Annotated in this window: 15 protein-coding genes; 9 read left to right on the forward strand and 6 right to left on the reverse strand. The window is 60.4% G+C overall.

The features are described from left to right. Nucleotide 1: 1 nt before the first annotated feature. The 6 genes from treS to B3N48_RS16750 all read left to right on the forward strand — a co-directional run bounded on the left by treS (nucleotide 2) and on the right by B3N48_RS16750 (nucleotide 11,433). Nucleotides 2–3,322: a maltose alpha-D-glucosyltransferase gene (treS, locus tag B3N48_RS16725; RefSeq protein WP_296185565.1), complete on the forward strand. Its 3,321-nt coding sequence runs from the start codon at nucleotides 2–4 to the stop codon at nucleotides 3,320–3,322. 2 nt (nucleotides 3,323–3,324) lie between these two features. Beyond that, the gene (gene glgB, locus B3N48_RS16730; RefSeq protein ID WP_296185567.1) at nucleotides 3,325–5,559 is read left to right on the forward strand and encodes a 1,4-alpha-glucan branching protein GlgB; all 2,235 of its coding nucleotides are present in this window, start codon (nucleotides 3,325–3,327) and stop codon (nucleotides 5,557–5,559) included. A gap of 786 nt (nucleotides 5,560–6,345) precedes the next feature. Then, nucleotides 6,346–6,939, forward strand: coding sequence for a TIGR04211 family SH3 domain-containing protein (locus B3N48_RS16735; RefSeq protein ID WP_296186172.1), 594 nt, complete (start codon nucleotides 6,346–6,348; stop codon nucleotides 6,937–6,939). 397 nt (nucleotides 6,940–7,336) lie between these two features. After that, nucleotides 7,337–9,061, forward strand: a complete 1,725-nt coding sequence (gene ggt / locus B3N48_RS16740) for a gamma-glutamyltransferase (RefSeq protein ID WP_296185569.1) — start codon at nucleotides 7,337–7,339, stop codon at nucleotides 9,059–9,061. Between the two features lie 249 nt (nucleotides 9,062–9,310). Then, complete coding sequence (gene folE2 / locus B3N48_RS16745) at nucleotides 9,311–10,237, forward strand: GTP cyclohydrolase FolE2 (RefSeq protein ID WP_296185571.1); 927 nt, start codon at nucleotides 9,311–9,313, stop codon at nucleotides 10,235–10,237. Continuing rightward, the gene (locus B3N48_RS16750) at nucleotides 10,234–11,433 is read left to right on the forward strand and encodes a DUF1624 domain-containing protein (protein WP_296185573.1); all 1,200 of its coding nucleotides are present in this window, start codon (nucleotides 10,234–10,236) and stop codon (nucleotides 11,431–11,433) included. The genes folE2 and B3N48_RS16750 overlap by 4 nt, the downstream gene beginning before the upstream one ends. Before the next feature lie 37 nt (nucleotides 11,434–11,470). Here the strand turns inward: B3N48_RS16750 and B3N48_RS16755 are convergent, their stop codons facing one another. Together B3N48_RS16755 and B3N48_RS16760 are read right to left on the reverse strand one after the other, a co-directional pair. Next, on the reverse strand, nucleotides 11,471–12,613 hold the full coding sequence (locus B3N48_RS16755) for a MalY/PatB family protein (protein WP_296185575.1): 1,143 nt from the start codon (nucleotides 12,611–12,613) through the stop codon (nucleotides 11,471–11,473). 114 nt (nucleotides 12,614–12,727) lie between these two features. Beyond that, nucleotides 12,728–13,885: an aminotransferase class V-fold PLP-dependent enzyme gene (locus B3N48_RS16760; protein WP_296185576.1), complete on the reverse strand. Its 1,158-nt coding sequence runs from the start codon at nucleotides 13,883–13,885 to the stop codon at nucleotides 12,728–12,730. 207 nt (nucleotides 13,886–14,092) lie between these two features. On the opposite strand from B3N48_RS16760, the gene B3N48_RS16765 reads away from it, so the two are divergent. Beyond that, complete coding sequence (locus B3N48_RS16765) at nucleotides 14,093–14,557, forward strand: Lrp/AsnC family transcriptional regulator (RefSeq protein WP_296185577.1); 465 nt, start codon at nucleotides 14,093–14,095, stop codon at nucleotides 14,555–14,557. A gap of 191 nt (nucleotides 14,558–14,748) precedes the next feature. Here the strand turns inward: B3N48_RS16765 and pcsA are convergent, their stop codons facing one another. Further along, nucleotides 14,749–15,468 (reverse strand): phosphatidylcholine synthase, encoded by a 720-nt coding sequence (pcsA, locus tag B3N48_RS16770; RefSeq protein WP_296185579.1) that lies wholly within the window; start codon nucleotides 15,466–15,468, stop codon nucleotides 14,749–14,751. 295 nt (nucleotides 15,469–15,763) lie between these two features. On the opposite strand from pcsA, the gene B3N48_RS16775 reads away from it, so the two are divergent. Continuing rightward, complete coding sequence (locus tag B3N48_RS16775; protein WP_296185581.1) at nucleotides 15,764–16,093, forward strand: hypothetical protein; 330 nt, start codon at nucleotides 15,764–15,766, stop codon at nucleotides 16,091–16,093. Between the two features lie 66 nt (nucleotides 16,094–16,159). Here B3N48_RS16775 and B3N48_RS16780 read toward each other — a convergent pair whose 3' ends face one another. Beyond that, the gene (locus B3N48_RS16780) at nucleotides 16,160–18,154 is read right to left on the reverse strand and encodes a peptidase U32 family protein (protein WP_296185583.1); all 1,995 of its coding nucleotides are present in this window, start codon (nucleotides 18,152–18,154) and stop codon (nucleotides 16,160–16,162) included. A gap of 218 nt (nucleotides 18,155–18,372) precedes the next feature. Further along, nucleotides 18,373–18,753, reverse strand: coding sequence for a RidA family protein (locus B3N48_RS16785; RefSeq protein WP_296185585.1), 381 nt, complete (start codon nucleotides 18,751–18,753; stop codon nucleotides 18,373–18,375). 142 nt (nucleotides 18,754–18,895) lie between these two features. Between B3N48_RS16785 and B3N48_RS16790 the strand changes: the two genes are divergently transcribed. Beyond that, the gene (locus B3N48_RS16790) at nucleotides 18,896–19,666 is read left to right on the forward strand and encodes an SDR family oxidoreductase (protein WP_296185587.1); all 771 of its coding nucleotides are present in this window, start codon (nucleotides 18,896–18,898) and stop codon (nucleotides 19,664–19,666) included. A gap of 255 nt (nucleotides 19,667–19,921) precedes the next feature. Here B3N48_RS16790 and B3N48_RS16795 read toward each other — a convergent pair whose 3' ends face one another. Beyond that, entirely contained in the window at nucleotides 19,922–20,791 is an 870-nt protein-coding gene (locus B3N48_RS16795; RefSeq protein ID WP_296185589.1) for an isocitrate lyase/PEP mutase family protein, read from the reverse strand. Nucleotides 20,792–21,147: the final 356 nt, after the last annotated feature.

Consider the following 21,147-nt stretch of genomic DNA (forward strand, 5'->3'; position numbering starts at 1 on the left):
CATGGCAAAGAAACCTCGGAACGCTGCCTTTATCGACGACCCGCTCTGGTACAAGGATGCGGTGATTTACCAAGTCCACGTGAAATCCTATTTCGACTCAAACGATGACGGGATCGGTGACTTTCCAGGCCTGATCGCCAAGCTCGATTACATCGCCGAGCTGGGCGTCAACACCATTTGGCTACTGCCGTTTTACCCATCGCCGCGGCGCGATGATGGCTATGACATTTCCGACTATCGCGGCATTCACAGCGATTACGGCAACATGTCCGACGCCAAGAAATTCATCGCCGAAGCGCATAATCGCGGATTGCGGGTGATCACCGAACTGGTCATCAACCACACGTCGGACCAGCACCCGTGGTTTCAAAAGGCACGGCATGCCAAAAAGGGTTCGAAGGCCCGGGATTTTTACGTCTGGTCCGATGACGACCAGAAATATGACGGCACCCGCATCATCTTTCTCGACACCGAAAAATCCAACTGGACCTGGGATCCGGTGGCCGGCCAGTACTTCTGGCACCGCTTCTATTCTCACCAGCCGGACCTGAATTTCGACAACCCGCAGGTGATGAAGGCGGTGTTGGAAGTCATGCGTTACTGGCTGGACATGGGTATCGACGGCCTGCGTCTGGATGCGATTCCTTACCTGATCGAACGCGACGGCACCAACAACGAGAACCTGCAGGAGACGCATAACGTCCTCAAGCAGATTCGCGCCGAAATTGACGCTAATTACCCCGACCGCATGCTGTTGGCCGAGGCCAACCAATGGCCGGAAGACACGCAGCTGTATTTCGGCGATCGCAAGGGCAAGGACGGCGACGAATGCCACATGGCGTTCCACTTCCCTCTGATGCCGCGCATGTACATGGCGGTGGCTCAGGAAGACCGCTTCCCGATCACCGACATCCTGCGTCAGACCCCGGAGATCCCCGAGAACTGCCAGTGGGCGATTTTCTTGCGCAACCACGATGAGCTGACCCTGGAGATGGTCACCGATCGTGAACGCGACTACCTGTGGAATTACTACGCCTCGGATCGCCGCGCGCGGATCAACTTGGGGATTCGCCGTCGTCTGGCGCCCCTGCTGGAACGGGATCGCCGCCGCGTAGAACTCCTCAACAGCATGCTGTTGTCCATGCCGGGCACGCCGACCCTGTATTACGGCGACGAAATCGGTATGGGCGACAACATCTATCTCGGCGACCGCGATGGCGTCAGGACGCCGATGCAGTGGTCCATCGACCGCAATGGCGGATTCTCCCGGGCCAACCCGGCGAGTCTGGTGCTGCCGCCGATCATGGACCCGTTGTACGGCTATCAGTCGGTCAACGTCGAAGCCCAGGACCACGACCCGCATTCGCTGCTCAACTGGACCCGGCGCATGCTGGCCGTGCGCAAGCAGCAGAAGGCCTTCGGCCGCGGCACGCTGAACATGCTATCGCCGAGCAATCGCCGAATCCTGGCGTACACCCGTGAATACACCGGGCCGGATGGCAAGACCGAAATCATCCTGTGCGTCGCCAACGTCTCCGCCGCCTCTCAGGCCGCTGAACTGGAATTGTCCCAGTACGCCGGCACGGTGCCGGTCGAGATGCTCGGCGGCAGCGCGTTTCCACCCATTGGCCAGCTCAATTACCTGCTGACGTTGCCGCCGTATGGCTTCTACTGGTTCCTGCTGGCCGCGGAGAATCAAATGCCCAGTTGGCACGTCGAACCGGCTCAGAGCATGCCGGATTTCCCCACCCTCGTACTCAAGCAGCGTCTGGAAGAGCTGCTGGACCAGCCTTTGCGTCGGACGATGGAGCAGACCTCACTGTCGGTTTACCTGCCCAAGCGCCGCTGGTTCGCGGGCAAGGGCAAGGCGCTCGACAAGGTACACATCGCTTACGCAGTGCGCTTTGGCACCACCGTGCGCCCGGTGTTGCTGAGCGAAATCGAAGTAACGTCGGGCGACGAAGTGGTGCGCTATCAATTGCCATTCGGCCTGCTGCCCGAGGACGACATCAGCAGTGCGCTGCCACAGCAACTCGCGTTGGCCCGAGTGCGTCGCGGGCGTCAGGTCGGCCTGATCACCGATGCGTTCACCCTGGAGCCCTTCATTCGTGCGGTGATCAAAGGCATGCACGAAGAACTCGTGCTGCCCACCAACGATGGCGAGTTGCGTTTCCAGCAGACGTCCAAGCTGGCGCCGCTGGGGCTGAACGAAGAATCCGAAGTGCGCTACCTGTCTGCCGAGCAATCCAACAGCTCGGTGGTCGTGGGCAAGGCGCTGGTGCTGAAGATGATTCGCCGCGTCGCCGCCGGGACGCACCCGGAACTGGAAATGGGCGCTTATCTCACTGAAGCCGGCTACGAACACATCTCGCCATTGCTGGGCGCAGTGGTGAGGGTCGACGGCGATGGCGGGAGCAACTTGCTGATGATCGCCCAAGGCTATCTCAGCAATCAGGGCGACGCTTGGGAGTGGACACAGAACAACCTGGAGAGGGCGGTTCGCGATCACATGGCCCATGGCGCCTCCACGGTTGAACAGCATGCCAACGCGCTGCTGGAACTCAAGGATTTCGCCAGTCTGCTCGGTCAGCGACTCGGGGAGATGCACGTCGTGCTGGGCAAACCGACCGACAACCCGGACTTCAAGACCGAGGTCACCAGCGTTGAGGACAGCCAGGCATCCGCAAAAAGCGTCGGCGGGCAGATCGAGCGCGCGCTGGATTTGCTCGAACAACATCGCAATACCTTGGAACCGGGTGATCAACAGTTGGTCAGTGAACTGCTGAGCAAACGTCAGGCGCTGCTGGCGCAAGTGCAAACCCTGGCCAAACAGTCGGTGGGTGGCCTGCGGATGCGTGTGCATGGTGACTTGCACCTTGGGCAGATGCTGGTGGTGAAAGGCGACGCTTACCTGATCGATTTCGAGGGTGAACCGGCGCGTCCGTTGCAGGAACGTCGCGCGAAATACAGCCCGTTCAAGGACGTCAGCGGTGTGTTGCGATCTTTCGACTACGCTGCCGCCATGGCGGTGCGCAATGCCCAAAGCGCCGACACATCGGCCCAGGCCGAGTCGGCGCGTTTGCATGTGGCTGAAACCTATTTGAAACAGGCGCGGGAAGCGTTCCTCGGGGCCTACAAAACGGCTACTGTCGACGTTGGCCACGCCTGGAAAGACACCCAGGGGGAGGCCGCCGCACTGGCGCTTTTCACGCTGGAAAAAGCAGCTTATGAAGTGGCCTACGAGGCCGAGAATCGTCCGACCTGGTTGTCGGTTCCGCTTCAAGGTCTTCGTGGGTTGCTGGACTTGTCTGATGGAGAATGAAAATGAGTGCGTCTGACCAATTCGGCAAAGGCAACGATGAGTTGTTGCCCAGTGCCGGCGACATGGACGCGTTGATCCGCGCCGAACATCGCGACCCGTTCTCCATGCTTGGCCCTCACAGTGATGGTAAGGATGGCCAGGTTATCCGCGCCTATCTGCCAAACGCTCTGGGTGTGCGCGTCTTGTCCCGTGATGGCCAACGCGAACTCGGCGAACTGACCATGAGCGACAAGCCCGGTTTCTTTGCCGGGCATTTCCCCGTCCGCGAGCCGTACCTGTTGAAGATCAACTGGGCGACTGGCGAGCAGGTCACCGAAGACCCTTACAGCTTCGGCCAGTTGCTGGGCGAAATGGACCTTTACCTCTTCGCCGAGGGCAATCATCGCGATCTGAGCAGCGCATTGGGCGCACAGGTCACCACTGTCGAGGGCGTCGACGGCGTGCGGTTCTCAGTGTGGGCGCCGAACGCTCGTCGCGTCTCGGTCGTCGGCGACTTCAACAGCTGGGACGGGCGTCGTCACCCGATGCGTGTGCGCCATCCCTCTGGCGTGTGGGAAATCTTCATCCCGCGCCTTGGCCCTGGCGAGGCCTACAAATACGAAATCCTCGGCCAGCACGGCGTTCTGCCGCTGAAAGCCGACCCGATGGCGCTGGCGACTCAGCTGCCGCCCGCCACTGCCTCGAAGGTCGCTGCACCGCTGAGCCACCAATGGCAGGACAACGACTGGATGCAATCGCGGGGTGATAAGCACGACATTCACCAGCCGTTGTCGATCTATGAACTCCACGCCGGGTCCTGGCAATGGCATCGCGGCGGCGAAGATGAGCCGGACCGCCCCTACAACTGGCACGAGTTGGCTGAGACGCTGATTCCCTACGTCAAAGACCTGGGCTTTACCCACATTGAGCTGATGCCCATCATGGAACACCCGTTCGGGGGGTCGTGGGGCTATCAGTTGCTGTCGCAGTTCGCGCCAAGTGCACGTTACGGCACCCCGGAAGACTTCGCAGCCTTTGTCGACGCCTGCCACCGCGCCGACATCGGGGTGATCCTGGACTGGGTGCCGGCGCACTTTCCAACGGATACCCATGGGTTGGCGGAATTCGACGGCACTGCGCTGTACGAATACGGGAACCCGCAGGAAGGGTTTCACCAGGATTGGAACACGCTGATCTATAACCTCGGACGCACCGAAGTGCACGGCTTCATGATCGCGTCGGGCCTGCACTGGCTGAAGAACTTCCACATCGATGCGCTGCGCGTGGATGCCGTGGCGTCGATGCTGTATCGCGATTATTCGCGCGAAGCGGGCCAGTGGGTGCCGAACCGCTACGGCGGCCGCGAGAACCTCGAAGCGATCGACTTTCTCCGCCATCTGAACGATGTGGTCGCGTTGGAAGCGCCGGGTGCGTTAGTCATCGCCGAGGAATCGACATCCTGGCCAGGTGTGACCCAGCCAACCCAACAGGGCGGCCTGGGGTTTTCGTACAAATGGAACATGGGCTGGATGCACGACACGCTGCATTACATGGAGCAGGACCCGATTCATCGTCAGCATCATCACAATGAGTTGAGCTTCGGGCTGGTTTACGCGTGGTCTGAGCGTTTCATCCTGCCGATTTCCCACGATGAAGTGGTACACGGCAAGCACTCGCTGATCGACAAAATGCCGGGCGACCGTTGGCAGAAGTTCGCCAACCTGCGGGCTTATCTGGCCTTCATGTGGACCCATCCCGGGAAGAAGCTGCTCTTCATGGGTTGCGAATTCGGGCAATGGCGCGAGTGGAACCACGACACGGAACTGGATTGGCACTTCCTCGACTACAAAGACCACAAGGGCGTGCACTCGCTGGTGGGCGACCTCAATCGGCTGTACCGGTCGGAGAAGGCGCTGTACGAGCAGGACTGTCAGCCACAGGGCTTCCAGTGGGTTATTGGTGACGATGCAGGCAACAGCGTGTATGCGTATCTGCGCTGGAGCCGCGACGGTGAACCGCTGCTGGTGGTCGCCAACCTGACCCCCGTGCCGCGTGAGCATTACCGCGTGGGCGTGCCGTTTGGTGGCAAGTGGGCAGAGTTGCTCAACACCGACGCCGATGTGTACGCCGGGTCCAATGTCGGCAACGGGGGAGAGGTGAGGGCAGATGACATCAAAAACCATGGCCAGGCCTATTCTGTGTCACTGAATCTGCCGCCACTGGCGGTGGTGGTGCTAAAGCCGGTGGCTGAGGACTGAAGCCGGTCTGGTCTGATCACTACGTGATTGCTCGCCGCAATACGCAGCGGTTCAGGCCGATAGGCAGGCATTGAGGCGGGAGCGTTAGCGGTGAACAGTTAACTCGTGTGTGACTGACCCACCGCTTCGCGGCCGTCGTTCCTCCGGCGGCTCCTACTGGGACGGCGTCTGATCCAGGGCACTGCAAAACCCGTAGGAGCCGCCGGAGGAACGACGGCCGCGATCGCGGTCTGTCAGCTGGCGCGTTTCTACCTGATCCAACACGGTCGCTGCCGTCGCAGGCTCCGGCGTCCAACTAAGACTGCACCTGATTCGGTGCACTGCAAAACCCGTAGGAGCCGCCGGAGGAACGACGGCCGCGATGGCGGTCTGTCAATTGGCGCATTTTTACCTGATCCACCACGGTCGCTGCCGCCGCAGGCTCCGGCTTCTGCTACGGATTCGGCGGTCGATGGGCCAGGGGGCAAGCATGATTCGGCGTCGAGACGCTGCAAGACTGCACGAACGCTCCGCCGCAACGTGGCCACCTCCGTACGGCCAAATGTCTACCATTTCAACAGCCCATCATCGGCCGCTCCCGGACGAACGTCACCCTCCTGTACTGAACCCCGCACCATTTAAACGGTCTGTTGACCACGTTTCGTCCATCGCATGCGGCCTGTCCACCCGGCCATTCTTTCTATTTGTCGAAGATCGCTCATGTCCCTCACTCCCTCCGTAATCGCCTCCCACGACTCCACCTTCCCGTTGCCGGGCGTTCGACGCCGTTTGCTCAGCGCTGGCTTGATGGGCACCCTGTTGGCCATCGGCTTCATTGGCCAAGCCTACGCGGAAGGCAAAGACCGCTGGGTCAGCGACACCCTCAGCACCTATGTCCGCAGTGGCCCCACAGATGGCTATCGCATTGTTGGCACACTCAAATCCGGCCAGAAGGTCGAACTCCTCAACACCCAGGGCGACTACAGCCAAGTGCGCGGCAACTCTGGGGACACTGTGTGGATTCCGTCCGCTGACTTGCAGGAGGTCCCGGGCCAGACCGAACGCCTGCCGCAATTGACTCAGCAAGTCGCCGATCTCAGCGCGCAACTGAAAACCATCGACGACGACTGGAAAACCAAAGTCCAGGGCATGCAGGAAACCCTGGACTCTCGCAAAAAACTGGTCGACGAACTCGAGGCCCGGACCAAAGACCTCAACGCCCAATTGACCGACGCCCAATCAGAATTGCGCTCGACCCAAGCTAAACTCGGCGACGAGAACAATCAGGTGTTGATGCGCTACATGGTCTACGGGGGCAGTATTGCCGGGGCCGGTTTGTTGTTGGGCTTGATTCTTCCGGCCCTGACCCGTGGCCGCAAACGCAACGATCGCTGGTTTTGAATGCGTGTGTTTTGGCCACCGACCCTGTGATCCTGAGGGTGTCTGTCTGAAGCCTGTGGGAGTGAGCTTGCCCACAAATGGGGTGCTGCGCTTACGCCAATGCGGGCTGAAAAGTCGCCTTCAGGAGCAAGCTCACCCCCGCAGGCTGCTTCCGCAAACGGGGTCCAGTTCAACTGCTGAAATATCGTGTCATTGACCCTAGGTCGATTCTCCTTTGTGCGCTATTTTGGTGCGGTGCTGCGGTCCTCTCGTGGACCACGGCGCAGCCGTTAACAAGCTCCACCCCATATGCGTCTGCAGTCGCAAGGATGCCGGGCGAATGTTGAGAGGGTACGTCCCATCCGCGCTCGCCCCGCCAATGCTGTTCCATCCTCACAAGAATAAAGAGAGTCGACACATGAAGTTTGAACCCTTGGCCAAGTCGCTGATAGCGACGGCGCTCACCTTCGCTTTCTCTACCTCCTACGCTGCCTCCGTCGCACCTGTTGCCGCTGAAAACGGCATGGTCGTCACAGCTCAGCACCTGGCCACACACGTGGGCGTCGATGTACTGAAGTCCGGCGGTAATGCGGTGGATGCCGCCGTTGCCGTGGGGTACGCATTGGCGGTGGTTTACCCGGCTGCGGGCAACCTCGGCGGCGGTGGTTTCATGACCATCCAGTTGGCCGACGGCCGCAAGACGTTCCTGGATTTCCGCGAAAAAGCCCCCTTGGCCGCCACCGCCAACATGTACCTGGACAAGGACGGCAACGTCGTGCCAGACCTCAGCTCCAAAGGCCATTTGGCCGTGGGCGTGCCAGGCACGGTGTCCGGCATGGAACTGGCGCTGAGCAAATACGGCACCAAGAAACGCGCTGAGGTCATCGCGCCGGCGATCAAGCTAGCCGAAAACGGCTTCCCGCTACAGCAGGGCGACATCGACCTGCTGCACACCGCCACCGACGAATTCAAAGCCGACAAGGACCTGACCCCGATCTTTCTGAACAAGGGCCAGCCGATGCAGGTGGGCGACAAGCTCGTGCAGAAAGACCTGGCCAAAACCCTCAAGGAGATTTCCGCCAAGGGCACCGATGGTTTCTACAAGGGCTGGGTAGCCAAGGCCATCGTCGATTCGAGCAAGGCCGGCAAAGGCATCATCGTCCAGGCCGATCTGGATAAGTACAAGACCCGCGAGCTGGCGCCCATCGAGTGCGATTACCGAGGCTACCACGTGGTCTCGGCGCCGCCGCCGAGCTCAGGCGGTGTGGTGATCTGCGAGATCATGAACATCCTCGAAGGCTATCCGATGAAGGAGCTGGGTTATCACTCGGCCCAGGGCATGCACTATCAGATCGAGGCCATGCGGCACGCCTACGTGGACCGCAACAGCTACCTCGGCGACCCGGACTTCGTGAAAAACCCGATTGCGCATCTGTTGGACCGTGACTACGCGGCCAAGCTGCGCGCTGCCATCGAGCCGCAGAAAGCGGGGGATTCCCAGGCGATCAAACCGGGTGTCGCCCCCCACGAAGGCAACAACACCACGCACTATTCCATCGTGGACAAGTGGGGCAATGCGGTGTCGGTCACCTACACCCTCAATGACTGGTTCGGCGCGGGCGTGATGGCGAGCAAGACCGGCGTGATCCTCAACGACGAAATGGACGACTTCACCTCCAAAGTCGGCGTTCCGAACATGTACGGCCTGGTCCAGGGCGAAGCCAACGCCATCGCCCCGGGCAAAACGCCGTTGTCGTCCATGAGTCCGACCATCGTCACCAAGGACGGTAAAGCAGTGATGGTGGTCGGTACGCCGGGGGGCAGTCGCATCATTACCGCCACCTTGCTGACCATGCTCAACGTCATCGACTACGGCATGAATATCCAGGAAGCCGTGGACGCGCCACGTTTCCACCAGCAATGGATGCCGGACACCACGAACCTCGAGCGCTTCGCGGTCAGCCCGGACACCCAGAAGATCCTCGAAAGCTGGGGCCATAAGTTCGCCGAGCCGCAGGACGCCAACCACTTGGCGGCGATTCTGGTCGGTGCGCCTTCGCTGGGTGGCAAGCCGGTGGGCAACAACCGTTTCTACGGCGCCAACGACCCGCGCCGCAACACCGGGCTGTCGCTGGGCTACTGAGTGCTGGACGTCTGAGCACTGACTCGCTGACCGTCACCTGAACGGTGTGTGCTAATTCGTTCGCACAAAGCGGTGGAGCCGACAAAGGTGTGTCGGCTGCACCCACCCTTAGCGAACGAATTCGCTGCCACAGGATCGAGGAGGGCAGGCCGCATAACAGCGTGGACGTTTGAACGGCGATGCATAGGTGTTATGTTATAACACTTTTGGCAGGCGACCTTGCTTGCACGCTTCGAGAACATTCCCACGATGACCATTCCACTTCCCGACGTTGCTTCCTCCGAATCCTCCTTGACGCTGCTTCCCCTCGATGGGGTCGGCATGCAGGGCATCGACATCCCGCTGATCCTTGACGAGCCTGGCATTATCGCGCCGGTGCACGCCCGCGCCGATCTGCAGGTGGACCTCCCTGTGCCGCAGATCAAGGGCATCCACATGTCACGGCTGTACACGCTGCTTGACCGCTTTGCCGAAGATCATGCCGTCGGCCCGGCGAGTGTGGCGGCGTTGCTGCAGTTGATGGTTGCCAGCCATGCCGATTGCCATTCGACTCAGGCCGCTGTGCGCCTGTCATTCGCGCTGCTGTGCAAGCGTCCGGCGTTGGTCACTCAGGGCCTGAGCGGCTGGAAGTCCTACCCGGTGATGATCGACGGCCAATGGCGGCAAGGGCGTCTGGCCCTGACAGTCAGCGTTGACGTGACCTATTCCTCGACATGCCCCTGCTCGGCGGCGTTGTCTCGGCAACTGCTGGAGCAGGCTTTCCGCGGGTATTTCGGTGCTGGCGCAGTGGATGCCAAGGACGTCGCGGCATGGCTGCGTGATCACGGCTCCCACGCGACGCCCCACAGCCAGCGCAGCGTGGCGCGGGTTCAGGTGAGTATCGATCCAGACGCCGAGCGGCTGGGCGTGCTGAGTCTGGTGGATCGGGTCGAGAGCGCGCTGGGCACGCCGGTGCAGACCGCCGTCAAACGCGCCGATGAGCAAGCCTTCGCTCGACTCAACGGGCAGAACCTGATGTACGTCGAAGATGCCGCGCGCAAGATCCAGCAAGCAGTAACGGGCCGTTTTGCCGCCAGCAGTGTCTCGGTCAGGCACCTCGAAAGCCTTCACCCGCACGATGCCGTGGCGTTCACCTCTCGCCAGGGCGCGTCGAAGCCGGAAGAGGGTTTTGTATGAGCCGTGCCGTTTCAGCGTCGGCCGTCGCTCAACCTGCGCATTCGCAGGCTGGGCCTGTGAGCCATAGCCGACTGCAATCCATTGACGCCCTGCGCGGCCTGATCATCGTGTTCATGCTGCTGGACCATGTGCGCGAAACCTTCTTCCTGCACCGTCAGGTGACGGACCCCATGGACGTCGGCAGCACGTCGCTGGATCTGTTCCTGAGTCGCACCCTGGCGCATTTCTGTGCGCCGCTGTTTGTGTTTCTGACAGGCCTGTCGGCATTTTTGTACGGCCAGCGGCATTCCGGTACGGCAGACGTCGCCCGGTTCCTGTTCATCCGTGGACTGGTCCTGATCGCATTGGAGCTGACGCTGGTCAATTTTGCCTGGACGTTCCAGCTTCCACCGTCGGTGATCTACCTTCAGGTGATTTGGGCCATCGGCCTGAGCATGATCGCCTTGGCCGTCTTGGTGACGTTGCCGCGGGGTCTGCTGGCGGTGCTGGGAATGGCGATCATCGGTGGGCATAACCTGTTGGATGGCGTGCATTTCGCCGCCAAATCCTGGATGCATATTCCGTGGGCCATCCTGCACGACAGAGGCTGGATCGAGGTCAGTGAGGGGCTGCGCTTGCGCACCTCTTACCCGGTATTACCCTGGATCGGCGTGATCGCCGTGGGATATGCCGCGGGGCCGTGGTTCGCCAAGGGCGTCAAATCAGACAAACGCGAAATGAACCTGATCGCCTGGGGGTTTGGCTTGCTGGCGCTGTTTCTCGCGTTACGCGGTTTCAACGGTTACGGCGAGAAACCTTGGGTGGCCGGAGCAACCACAACCAACACGCTGATGAGCCTGCTCAACATCACCAAATACCCGCCGTCGTTGCTATTTATCAGCTTCACCCTGGGCCTTGGCCTGCTGATGCTCGCCTGGCTGGAGCGGGGTGCCGACAAGCGCTGGGTGAAACCACTGGTGACATTCGGCGCGGCCCCGATGTTCTTCTACTTGCTGCACTTGTACGTGCTCAAAGTGCTGTACCTGATCGCCGTCGTGCTCTGGGGTCGCAATCAGGGCACTTACTTCGGCTTCGATTCCGTATGGGCGCTGTGGGTCTGCGCGGCGGCGTTGACAGTGGCGTTGTTCCCCGCCGTGCGCGGGTTCGCCAAACTCAAGGCTCGGCGCCGGGACATCACGTGGTTGAAGTATTTCTGAGGGAAGGGGCTGCCGATGATCGAAAGCCAGTGTCCCGTCAGCGATCCAGCAGGGCGCGCTCCATGCGCGCCAGCGCCTCTTCCAGCATTGGCCGTGGGCAGCCGAAGTTCAGGCGCACGAACTGACCGCAATCGTCACCGAACTCCAGGCCGCAGCTCAGGGCGACCTTGGCCTGGGCAAGGAAGAACTGCTGTGGATGCTGAATGTCCAGCGCCGAGCAGTCCAGCCACGCCAGGTAGGTGCTTTGCGGCAGGTGCATGCGGATGCCCGGGAAGCGGGTGTCGATCGCGTGAGCGAGGTGGTCGCGGTTGTTCTGCAAATAGGCGTTCACCTGCCCCAGCCAGCTTTGGCCATGAGTGTAAGCCGCGTGAGTGGCCTCCAGGCCCAACGTGTTGACGCTGTCGACCAAACCCAGACGCCCGGCCGTGAAGTGCTCGCGCAGGGCGGGGTTCTGCACCACGGCGAACGCGGTTTTCAACCCGGCAATGTTCCAGGCTTTGCTCGCCGACATGAGCGTGATCGTACGCTCGGCGATGTCAGCGCTCAGTGATGCAATCGGCGTGTGACGACGGCCGTCGAACAGGATGTCGGCGTGAATTTCGTCGGACACGATCAACACGTCATGCTGAACGCACGCCTCGCCGATGGCGCGCAGCTCATCGCGTTCGAACACCTTACCGATCGGGTTGTGCGGGTTGCTGAGCAGAAAGGTGCGCGCACTCAGCAAGGCGTGCTGCAGAGCCGCGATGTCGGTGAGGTATTGGCCCTTGGCGTCGGCGTGCAGCGGCAGGTCAACCCGCGTCAGCTTCCAGTGGGCCGGGGCACTGAGCAGGGGCGAATAGTTCGGCGTTTGCACCAGGACGCCGCTGCCGACGGGCGCCAGGCTGTTCAGCGCCATGTTCACCCCCGGCTCGACACCGGGCAGAAACACCAGGTCCTGTGGCTGGATATGCCAGTCATACTGCCGCGCCAGATGCGCCACCAGCGTCTCGCGCAAGGTGTCTTGAGCCACCGAATACCCCAACAGCGGGTGCTCCAGCCGGTTTTTCAGCGCCTGCATGATCGGCTCGGCCACCGGAAAATCCATGTCCGCGACCCACATGGGCAAGACGTCTTCCGGGTACTGGCTCCACTTCTTGCTGCCGGTGTTCAAGCGTTGAAAAACGGTGTTCAGGTCCATGCTCGTGACTGTCTCGGAAAAAGCGATGGGCGATTGTGCCAGAGCGCTGAGACCAAGGCATCTGTCACGCGGCTGGAGTTTGCGTCCCTGTCTGGCGGTTGCCCATTCAGCCAATCACCAAAACGTCGTTGCCTGACTGTTTAGCCGCTCAGTCATCACCGCGAGGGCTCTGTCCACATCGGCCGCGTCGGTATAACGGCCAAGGCTCAAGCGCAGGCTGCTGCTGGCGAGCGCGGGGGACAGGCCCATGGCCAGCAAGACGTGGGAAGCGCCGCTGCTGGCTGAGTTACAGGCGGAGGTCGAAGACACGGCCAGGTCGCTCGACAGACTCAGGGCGTTGAAGCCCGCCTTGTCGACGCACACGTTGATGGTATGGGGCACGCGCTGATCGGGGTCGCCGTTGAGGGTGACGCCCGGCAGTTGCAGCAGACCGTCACGCAAACGAGCGGAGAGGGCGCTGATGCGTTGCACTTCTTCCTGCATTTCGGCAGCGGCCAGCGCGTAGGCCGCGCCCATGCCGACGATCTGGTGAGTGGCGAGGGTCCCGGAACGAAAACCCTGCTCGTGACCGCCGCCGTGGATCTGCGCCTCCAGCAACGGTCGTGCACGTTCGCCGACGTACAGCGCGCCGATGCCTTTCGGACCGTAGATTTTGTGAGCGGAGAAGGACATCAGGTCCACCGGCAGAGTGCCGAGATTGATCGCCAACTTGCCCGCCCCTTGAGCCGCGTCGACGTGGAAGAGTGCGCCGTGAGCCCGCAGCATGGCGCCGATGGTGGCAATGTCGGTCAGCGTGCCGAGTTCATTGTTCACCAACATCAGCGAGACCAGCAGCGTGTCGTCCCGCAATGCCTGGCGCACGGCGTCGGGTCGGATAAGTCCCGTGTGGTCAGGTTCGAGCCAGGTTACCGGAAAGCCGGCGTTCTCCAACTGGCGCACGGTGTCGACCACCGCCTTGTGTTCGATGCGGCTGGTAATCAGATGTCGGCGCTGCACGTGAGCGCCCTGCGCGATGCCTTTGATCGCCAGGTTGTTGGATTCTGTCGCGCCAGAGGTCCAAATCAGGGCATCAGCCGAGCAGCCGACCAGTTCGCCCACCTGACGCCGGGCGAGTTCCACCGATTGACGGGCCAGGTTGCCATACGCGTGAGAGTTGGAGGCAGGATTGCCAAAGGTGCCGTCGCGGCCAAGGCAGGTGACCATCGCCTGAATGACCCGGTCATCGACCGGCGTGGTGGCTGCGTAATCGAAGTAACAAGGAAGTGTGCTCATGGGGGAGAAATCCGCGCTGTCCATAATGACGAAAATGGTACGCGCGCCGAACTGAAAAAAAATTGATTACTTAACGTCAATTCTCCACGTACGTAGATTATTTTTCGTATTAATAGGCCATTTTAAGAATATGGCTTCGATGACTGCGGGAATTGGCTTATCTTTATCGCCACCCGACCTAACGACCTCAGTGACAGGCCAGCAGCAATGGATAAATTCGATCAGGCGATATTGGGCATTCTGCAAGCGGACTGCACCCGGCCCATCGCCGAAATCGCCGACGCGATAGGCTTGGGCAGCACAGCCTGCTGGCGTCGGGTTCAGAAACTGGAAGAGCAGGGCATGATTCGCGGCAGGGTGGCGCTGCTCGACCCTGGCCTGTTGAATGTGGCCGTCACTGTCTTCGCCGCGATACGTACCAACCAGCACAACGCCCAATGGCTGGGGCGCTTCCACGACATGATTTCCACCTTGCCCGAAGTGGTGGAATGCTACCGGATGGCAGGCGATACGGATTACATGTTACGTATCGTGGTGCCGGATATTGCAGGGTATGACGCGGTGTACAAACGGCTCATACAACTGGCCGGTATCACCGACATCAGCTCGAGCTTTGCCATGGAGCAGATCAAGTCCACGACACAATTACCGTTGACGTACACCATGGTTTAGCGGCGATCTGTTTCCCGATCCGTGTCAGGGGCTATAAGACAAGGCCCGAGCAATCAGGCGACCCCTCTGGGGCAGCCAGTTCAGTCGTGGCGTGGAGGCAACGTTGCTGAATCTCCGCGGGAGTCGGCAGCATTCATCGCCCATAAAAAAGCAGCCGAGGAAGGCTGCTTTTTTGTCATGACGCCTGTGGGTCAGTATCGCGCTTTGTCGATCCATTCCAACGACGTGCGCCAGATGCAGATCCCCAGAAAATACGCCGACATCACCCACCACACGCTCAGCACCCACGAGCCGTTGTAGGGGTGATTGATCACCATCAGGAAGCTGCACAAAAACCACACGCTGGTCACCGCAATGTTGATCGGCATGAAGCGACGCACACGGAACGGGTGGAGGAACTTCATTCGGGTCACGGTCAGCAGCGCCAGGCAAATCACCGTGATGAAGGTCAGCCAAGGCGCGGGCGAGAGGATGTAAACGCACAGCGCGACCACGTTCCACGCCGCGGGAAAACCGACGAAGTAGTTGTCTTTGCTTTTCATCTCGGTGTTGCAGAAGCAGAACAGCGACGACACCAGGATGATCGAAATCGTCAGCAGCAAGGTGTAATCGGGGAGGGGGATGTAGCGATAGATGAACAGCGCGGGTATGAACACGTAGGTCAGGTAATCGATCACCAGATCCAGCACCGAGCCGTCAAAATGCGGCAGAACCGACTGCACGTTGACCTTTCGCGCCAGCGAGCCGTCCAGACCGTCCACGATCAACGCGATGCCCAGCCACAGCAAGCACGCTTTGGGCTGATTATCGAAAAGCGCGATGGTCGCGAGAAACGCAAGGACAACGCCGGTGGCCGTAAACCCATGGGCACCCCACGCTTTGAGCCAGGCGATACGTTGAATTGGAATCATGGACGGTCCTTCTGAAAATGATGCTGAGCTGGTCGAGTTACCGCGTGGGGTGAACATGGACCGGGACAGAGGTGGAACTATCGACCGGTTGTCGGTCGATAAGGTTCACCAGTCACCTCTAACGGTAGCAGGCAGCGCAGGGTTGGGTAGCGCAATTGTCGGTCATCGCGCGGCGATTTACACCCCTCACAGGTCATTGGTCGGCTATCAGGCAAAAGCGGCATTTTGCTGGCCCCCATTGCATCCTAGTCTCGGCAGAATTCGACGCTGATCAGTGAGTTAGCTAAGGATTTGCATGCAGGTTATCAAGTGTGTCGTGGTCTTTTGTGCCCTTGTCAGCTTTTCCAGCGCCGGCTTTGCGAGGGATCTCAGTAAAAGCGAACGGGATCTCTGCACGTGGGGCGCGGGCATTGCAAGCACCGCGCAGCAATACAAGCTGGCGGGACTGACGCTGTATGGAGCCCGTAAAAAATTTCAGGCCCGGCATTTTCCGCAGCAATGGATGCGCATGAGCGCACTGGGTATCACCGAGCAGACCTACAACAGCGATTCGCGCATGCGCCCGGAAGGCGTGCGGCAGGTCTATTACGACGGCTGTACCCGGCACGAACTGGCGCGCCGGTAAGAGCGCGCGAGCACGTACGGCCGCTGCATCAAACGCGCCTGGCCCCGTGGCGCGCTCGGTGCGGAATCAATGCGGCGCCCGGGGGATGGTTTTCATCAGGTCGGCAGGGCTGATGTGACCCACGACCGGCGCGCTGCCAGGTTGCGGCAGGTTGAGGATGTGGCCTTTCATCTTGCCAATAATGTGCATTTCACAGGGCTTGCAGTCGAACTTCAACGTCAGCACTTCGTCGCCGTGAATCAGTTGCATGGGAGCAACCTTGGTGCGCACGCCGGTGACGCCTTTGGCCTGCTTCGGACACAGGTTGAAGGAAAAACGCAGGCAGTGTTTGGTGATCATCACCGGCACTTCGCCCGCTTCTTCATGGGCTTCGTACGCTGCGTCGATCAGTTTGACGCCATGCCGGTGGTAGAAGTCGCGGGCCTTCTGGTTGTAAACGTTGGCCAGGAATGACAGGTGCGCTTCGGGGTACACCGGCGGCGGGCTGGTTTCCGCCTTGCGGCCACCTCGGGGGTGGGCGGCGACGCGAGCAATGGTCAGCGCGTCGATGACTTCGCGGCGCAAGGCTTTCAATTGCGAGTTCGGAATAAAGAATGCGTCCGGCGCGTCCAGTTTGACATCGACGGCGTGGTACGCGGTGGTCCCGAGCTGACACAGCAGGTCGCGCAGTTGCTCGAGTGCCTGTTCCGGTTTGTTGGCAATTCCGAACGGGCCGTCCAGCGACACGCAGGCGCTGATGCCTTCTTCGCTCGTGGCGGTGACGTCCAAACGTGCCTCACGCAACTGCACCTGCCATGACACACCGATGCGGCGTTCGGCAGACGTCTTATGCAGCGCCTGCTGCCAGTTGTGGTCGAGGTTGCGGTTCAGGGGGTGATTCGGGCGGACCTTGTACAGATCGGCAGGCATTTCGTTGGGCTCGACGCGATAGCGGTAGCGCTTTTCGCCGTCTTCTTCGAACTCGCCTTTCGGCTCGGCGATGTTGGCGCGGAAGCCCACCACATCGCGCTTGATCAGCACATTAAGGCCATCGCCGTTGGTCAACGGGTCATGCGTCACGACGTGCAGATCACGCTTGCCCACCTTTTCAACGACGCCGACAGGCAGGCCGGTGAAGGTCGGGGTGTCAAAGGCGCCGATGTCGATTTTGCGGTCGGTGACGAAATAATCGGTGCTGCCGCGGTGGAAGGTCTTTTCCGGGTCGGGCAGGAAGAAATGCGCGGTGCGGCCGCTGGAGGCACGGGCCAGGTCAGGGCGGTCTTCAAGCACGTCGTCCAGGCGCTGACGGTAATAGGCCGTGATGTTCTTCACGTAGCCCATGTCCTTGTAGCGACCTTCGATCTTGAACGAGCGCACGCCCGCTTCGACCAGGGCGCGAATGTTGGCGCTCTGGTTGTTGTCTTTCATCGACAGCAGGTGTTTTTCGAAGGCGACGACGCGGCCCTGATCGTCTTTCAACGTGTAGGGCAGGCGGCAGGCTTGGGAACAGTCGCCGCGGTTGGCGCTGCGGCCGGTCTGGGCGTGGGAAATGTTGCATTGCCCGGAGAAGGCCACACACAGCGCGCCATGAATGAAGAATTCGATAGCTGCATCGGTTTCGTCGGCAATGGCGCGAATCTCTTGCAGGTTCAATTCGCGGGCCAGCACCAATTGCGAAAACCCGGCCTGATCGAGGAATTTCGCCCGCTCCAGCGTCCGGATGTCGGTCTGGGTGCTGGCGTGCAGCTCAATGGGCGGAATATCCAGCTCCATGACGCCCAGGTCTTGGACGATCAGGGCATCGACGCCGGCGTCGTACAACTGATGGATCAGCGTGCGCGCCGGCTCCAGTTCGTTGTCATGCAGGATGGTGTTGATCGTGGTGAACACCCGGGCGTGATAGCGATGGGCAAATTCGACCAGTTCGGCGATATCGCTCACTTCGTTGGCGGCGTTATGGCGCGCGCCGAAGCTCGGGCCGCCGATATAGATGGCGTCAGCGCCGTGCAGGATCGCCTCGCGGGCAATGGCCACATCGCGGGCCGGGCTGAGCAATTCCAGGTGATGCTTGGGTAGGGACATGTTTTTTTAGTCGGATCGTCACGGTCAAGGCGCGCATTGTAGCGGCGAAACGTCCGACGGGCATCCATAGCCTGCCGGATGGTGGGAACGACCGAATGTATGACTTCGACGTCACTGCGGGGTGAGCTTGCTCACGAATGCGTCGTGTCAGGCGCTGAGGCATAGCCAGGTGTGGCGCCTTCGTGAGCAGCTCATTTCCCACAGGTTATGTTCCGCTGTCAGGCCTTGGCCGCCATTGCGGTCACTTCCACACGCATGCCGTCAACCGCCAATGCCGCGACGCCGACCGCTGCGCGTACCGGCCAGGGTTTGGCGAAGAAGCGTTTGTACACTTCGTTGAATGCCGGGCGGTCGGCCATGTCGGTGAGGTAGATGGTCAAGTGCATCACCCGGTCCAGTGAACTGCCCGCACGTTCCAGCGCGACTTTCAACGCCTGAAGCGTGCATTCGCTCTGCGCGGTGATATCCCCCAGCTCCAGGCTACCGTCGGCACGGGTCGGAACCTGGGTGGAGACCATGATGCCGCCAAAGGTGGCGACGTCAGACGAAATGGAATCGGCGTCAGGGTCGGGCAGAAAGGTGAGGTCGTGGTTGGACATGGGCATGCTCTTGTCGTGACAGTGAAATGCTGCGCCGTGATGCGCAGTCGTCGGGAAGTGGCTGATGATAAAGCAGCTGATAAGTGTAGTAACGTCATGGCTTTCGATCAGCGCTCAGTCGCCCATCCATAAGGAGGCAGTCATGAAAGATTTCGACGGCAAAATTGTTCTCGTCACCGGCGGTTCCAAAGGCATTGGCCTGGCCTGCGCCCGACACTTCGCTGCACAGGGCGCGCGGGTGGTGATCAGTTCGCGCGCTCAGGCGAATATCGACGCCGCCCTCCAAACGCTGCCTGGCGCGATAGGCTTCGCGGCCGATGTGTCAGACGACGCCTTTGCCGCCGCATTGGTCCAGCGGGTGGAGTTGGAGGTCGGCCCTATCGACGTGCTGGTGAACTCGGCAGGTGCAGCGCGGCGTTCTCCGCCGCAAGACCTCACCCCTGCGTTTTGGCGCGAGGCCATGAACGCGAAGTTCTTTTCCACGATCAATGTCGTCGATCCGGTGGTCAAGCTCATGGCGGAGCGGGGGCAGGGCGTGATCATCAACATCATTGGCGTCGGCGGCAAGGTTGCCAAACCGATCCACCTGGCCGGAGGCTCGGCCAATGCAGCCTTGATGCTGGCCACGTCTGGCCTGGGCAATGCCTACGCAGGGACTGGGGTGCGGGTCATCGGTATCAACCCCGGCTTGACCGAGACCGGGCGTGTCGCCGAAGGCATGGCGGCCGATGCGGCCCACGCGGGCATCTCGATGGACGCCGCCATCGCTCGCAGTGTGCAGAAAATTCCAATGGGTCGGATGGCCAAGCCCGAGGAAATCGCCGATCTGGCCTTGTTTCTGGCATCCGACAAGGCGCGGTACATCACCGGCACCGTCATCGCCATGGACGGTGCGGAATACCCGGTCATCTGAACACGCTGCCACGACGACACATGGCGAAAGGCTTACACGCTGTTCAGCAAATGAGCCGTATACGAACAGGCGGGAAAGCTTTAACTTGAATCCATCGACTGAAGCACAGGAAGCGCTTCAGAGGTCAAGGATGATCTGCCATATGCCCGGAACGCTACCGACAGGATGTTGGAATGGTCTTGATAGAAAAGAACCCGCCCAGGCGGGTTTTTTATTGCCTGCGATTTACCGCGCAGCGCGCATCAACAGCCTTGATCACTCCTTGACGTCCATGAACTCTTCGGCCCAGGCCACGTAGCTTTCCGGCAGGGTGTAAGTGTGAGTCAGTTCTGTGGCGCTGAGGTTTTCGGTGCTGTGGGTGACCTTGCGTTGCGCACGGAGGCTGTCGTAGGTCGCCTTGATCGCCGCGAAGTAGGCGGCATGGCCAGCGACCACGATGCGCACACCCAGCTTCGCCAGGCGTGCCGCGTCGTTGAGCTTGGGGTTGCCGTATGTCACCAGCATCAGGGGCACGGTGAGCTTTTCGGAAATCTGCTCAAGGTGCTCGAAGTCCTTGATGCCCACCATGCAAATGCCATCCGCACCGGCTTTTTCATAGGCCTGTGTGCGTTCGATGATGTCTTGCACTGGCAGTACCCCGGCGTTGGTACGGGCGATGATCGACAATTCCGGATCGACTCGCGCTTCCAGCGCCGCTTTGACCTTGCCAATGCCTTCTTCAATGGTGATCAGGTCGGTGGATTTGCGTCCGAATTGCGCTGGCAGCAACGTGTCTTCGATGGTCAGGGCTGCCACGCCAGCCCGTTCCAGCTCTTCGACGGTGCGCATGACATTCAGCGCATTGCCGTAGCCATGATCGGCGTCGGCAATGAAGGGGAGTTGCGCAACGCGGCCGATGCGCGTGGCCTGTTCGACGAACTCGCTCAGGGTGATCAGCGCAAAATCGGGTGCCGCCAGGACCTGCAACGAAGCGACGGAGCCCCCGAGAATCCCCACCTCGAACCCCAGGTCGGCCGCGATACGGGCTGACATGGGGTCGAATACGGAGGCGGTTTCAAAACTGGCATTCGAGGCGAGCAGCTCACGAAAATTACGGCGCAGGGCAGAGTGGGAGATTCTGGACATGAACGTTTCCTGGTGCTGGCCTTCATCGATGAAACGATCTGTGCCAATTGAAAAAGTGCGGCGAGACTAACATGCCGAAAATCCGCCGGTTATGTCGTTTGAGCATAGGCCATGCGTAACGCACATACGTCACCTTAAGCCAAGCACTCGACCGCAGCGCCTTCGCCCGGATAGACACCTGCTCCCGTGGGTCAGTGAGCCGCATCAGCCTGCGAATCGCACAGTCAACCTGCACCGTATGGAGGCGAACTTAAAATAAACGTTAGGAAGTTGATGAACGTTGTTTAATCACTTCTTAATGCGTAAAGGTCTATTGCCGGATTTAAGATAATAACCATCATCGATTTGGGTAATGT

This window comes from Pseudomonas sp. UBA1879, assembly GCF_002338065.1.
GTDB lineage: Bacteria > Pseudomonadota > Gammaproteobacteria > Pseudomonadales > Pseudomonadaceae > Aquipseudomonas.

What these genes read in the sequence shown, in the direction of transcription:
- treS (WP_296185565.1), top strand. Translation starts at nt 2, where the DNA reads ATGGCAAAGAAACCTCGGAACGCTGCCTTTATCGACGACCCGCTCTGG.
- glgB (WP_296185567.1), top strand. Translation starts at nt 3,325, where the DNA reads ATGAGTGCGTCTGACCAATTCGGCAAAGGCAACGATGAGTTGTTGCCC.
- B3N48_RS16735 (WP_296186172.1), top strand. Translation starts at nt 6,346, where the DNA reads ATGGGCACCCTGTTGGCCATCGGCTTCATTGGCCAAGCCTACGCGGAA.
- ggt (WP_296185569.1), top strand. Translation starts at nt 7,337, where the DNA reads ATGAAGTTTGAACCCTTGGCCAAGTCGCTGATAGCGACGGCGCTCACC.
- folE2 (WP_296185571.1), top strand. Translation starts at nt 9,311, where the DNA reads ATGACCATTCCACTTCCCGACGTTGCTTCCTCCGAATCCTCCTTGACG.
- B3N48_RS16750 (WP_296185573.1), top strand. Translation starts at nt 10,234, where the DNA reads ATGAGCCGTGCCGTTTCAGCGTCGGCCGTCGCTCAACCTGCGCATTCG.
- B3N48_RS16755 (WP_296185575.1), bottom strand. Translation starts at nt 12,613, where the DNA reads ATGGACCTGAACACCGTTTTTCAACGCTTGAACACCGGCAGCAAGAAG.
- B3N48_RS16760 (WP_296185576.1), bottom strand. Translation starts at nt 13,885, where the DNA reads ATGAGCACACTTCCTTGTTACTTCGATTACGCAGCCACCACGCCGGTC.
- B3N48_RS16765 (WP_296185577.1), top strand. Translation starts at nt 14,093, where the DNA reads ATGGATAAATTCGATCAGGCGATATTGGGCATTCTGCAAGCGGACTGC.
- pcsA (WP_296185579.1), bottom strand. Translation starts at nt 15,468, where the DNA reads ATGATTCCAATTCAACGTATCGCCTGGCTCAAAGCGTGGGGTGCCCAT.
- B3N48_RS16775 (WP_296185581.1), top strand. Translation starts at nt 15,764, where the DNA reads ATGCAGGTTATCAAGTGTGTCGTGGTCTTTTGTGCCCTTGTCAGCTTT.
- B3N48_RS16780 (WP_296185583.1), bottom strand. Translation starts at nt 18,154, where the DNA reads ATGTCCCTACCCAAGCATCACCTGGAATTGCTCAGCCCGGCCCGCGAT.
- B3N48_RS16785 (WP_296185585.1), bottom strand. Translation starts at nt 18,753, where the DNA reads ATGTCCAACCACGACCTCACCTTTCTGCCCGACCCTGACGCCGATTCC.
- B3N48_RS16790 (WP_296185587.1), top strand. Translation starts at nt 18,896, where the DNA reads ATGAAAGATTTCGACGGCAAAATTGTTCTCGTCACCGGCGGTTCCAAA.
- B3N48_RS16795 (WP_296185589.1), bottom strand. Translation starts at nt 20,791, where the DNA reads ATGTCCAGAATCTCCCACTCTGCCCTGCGCCGTAATTTTCGTGAGCTG.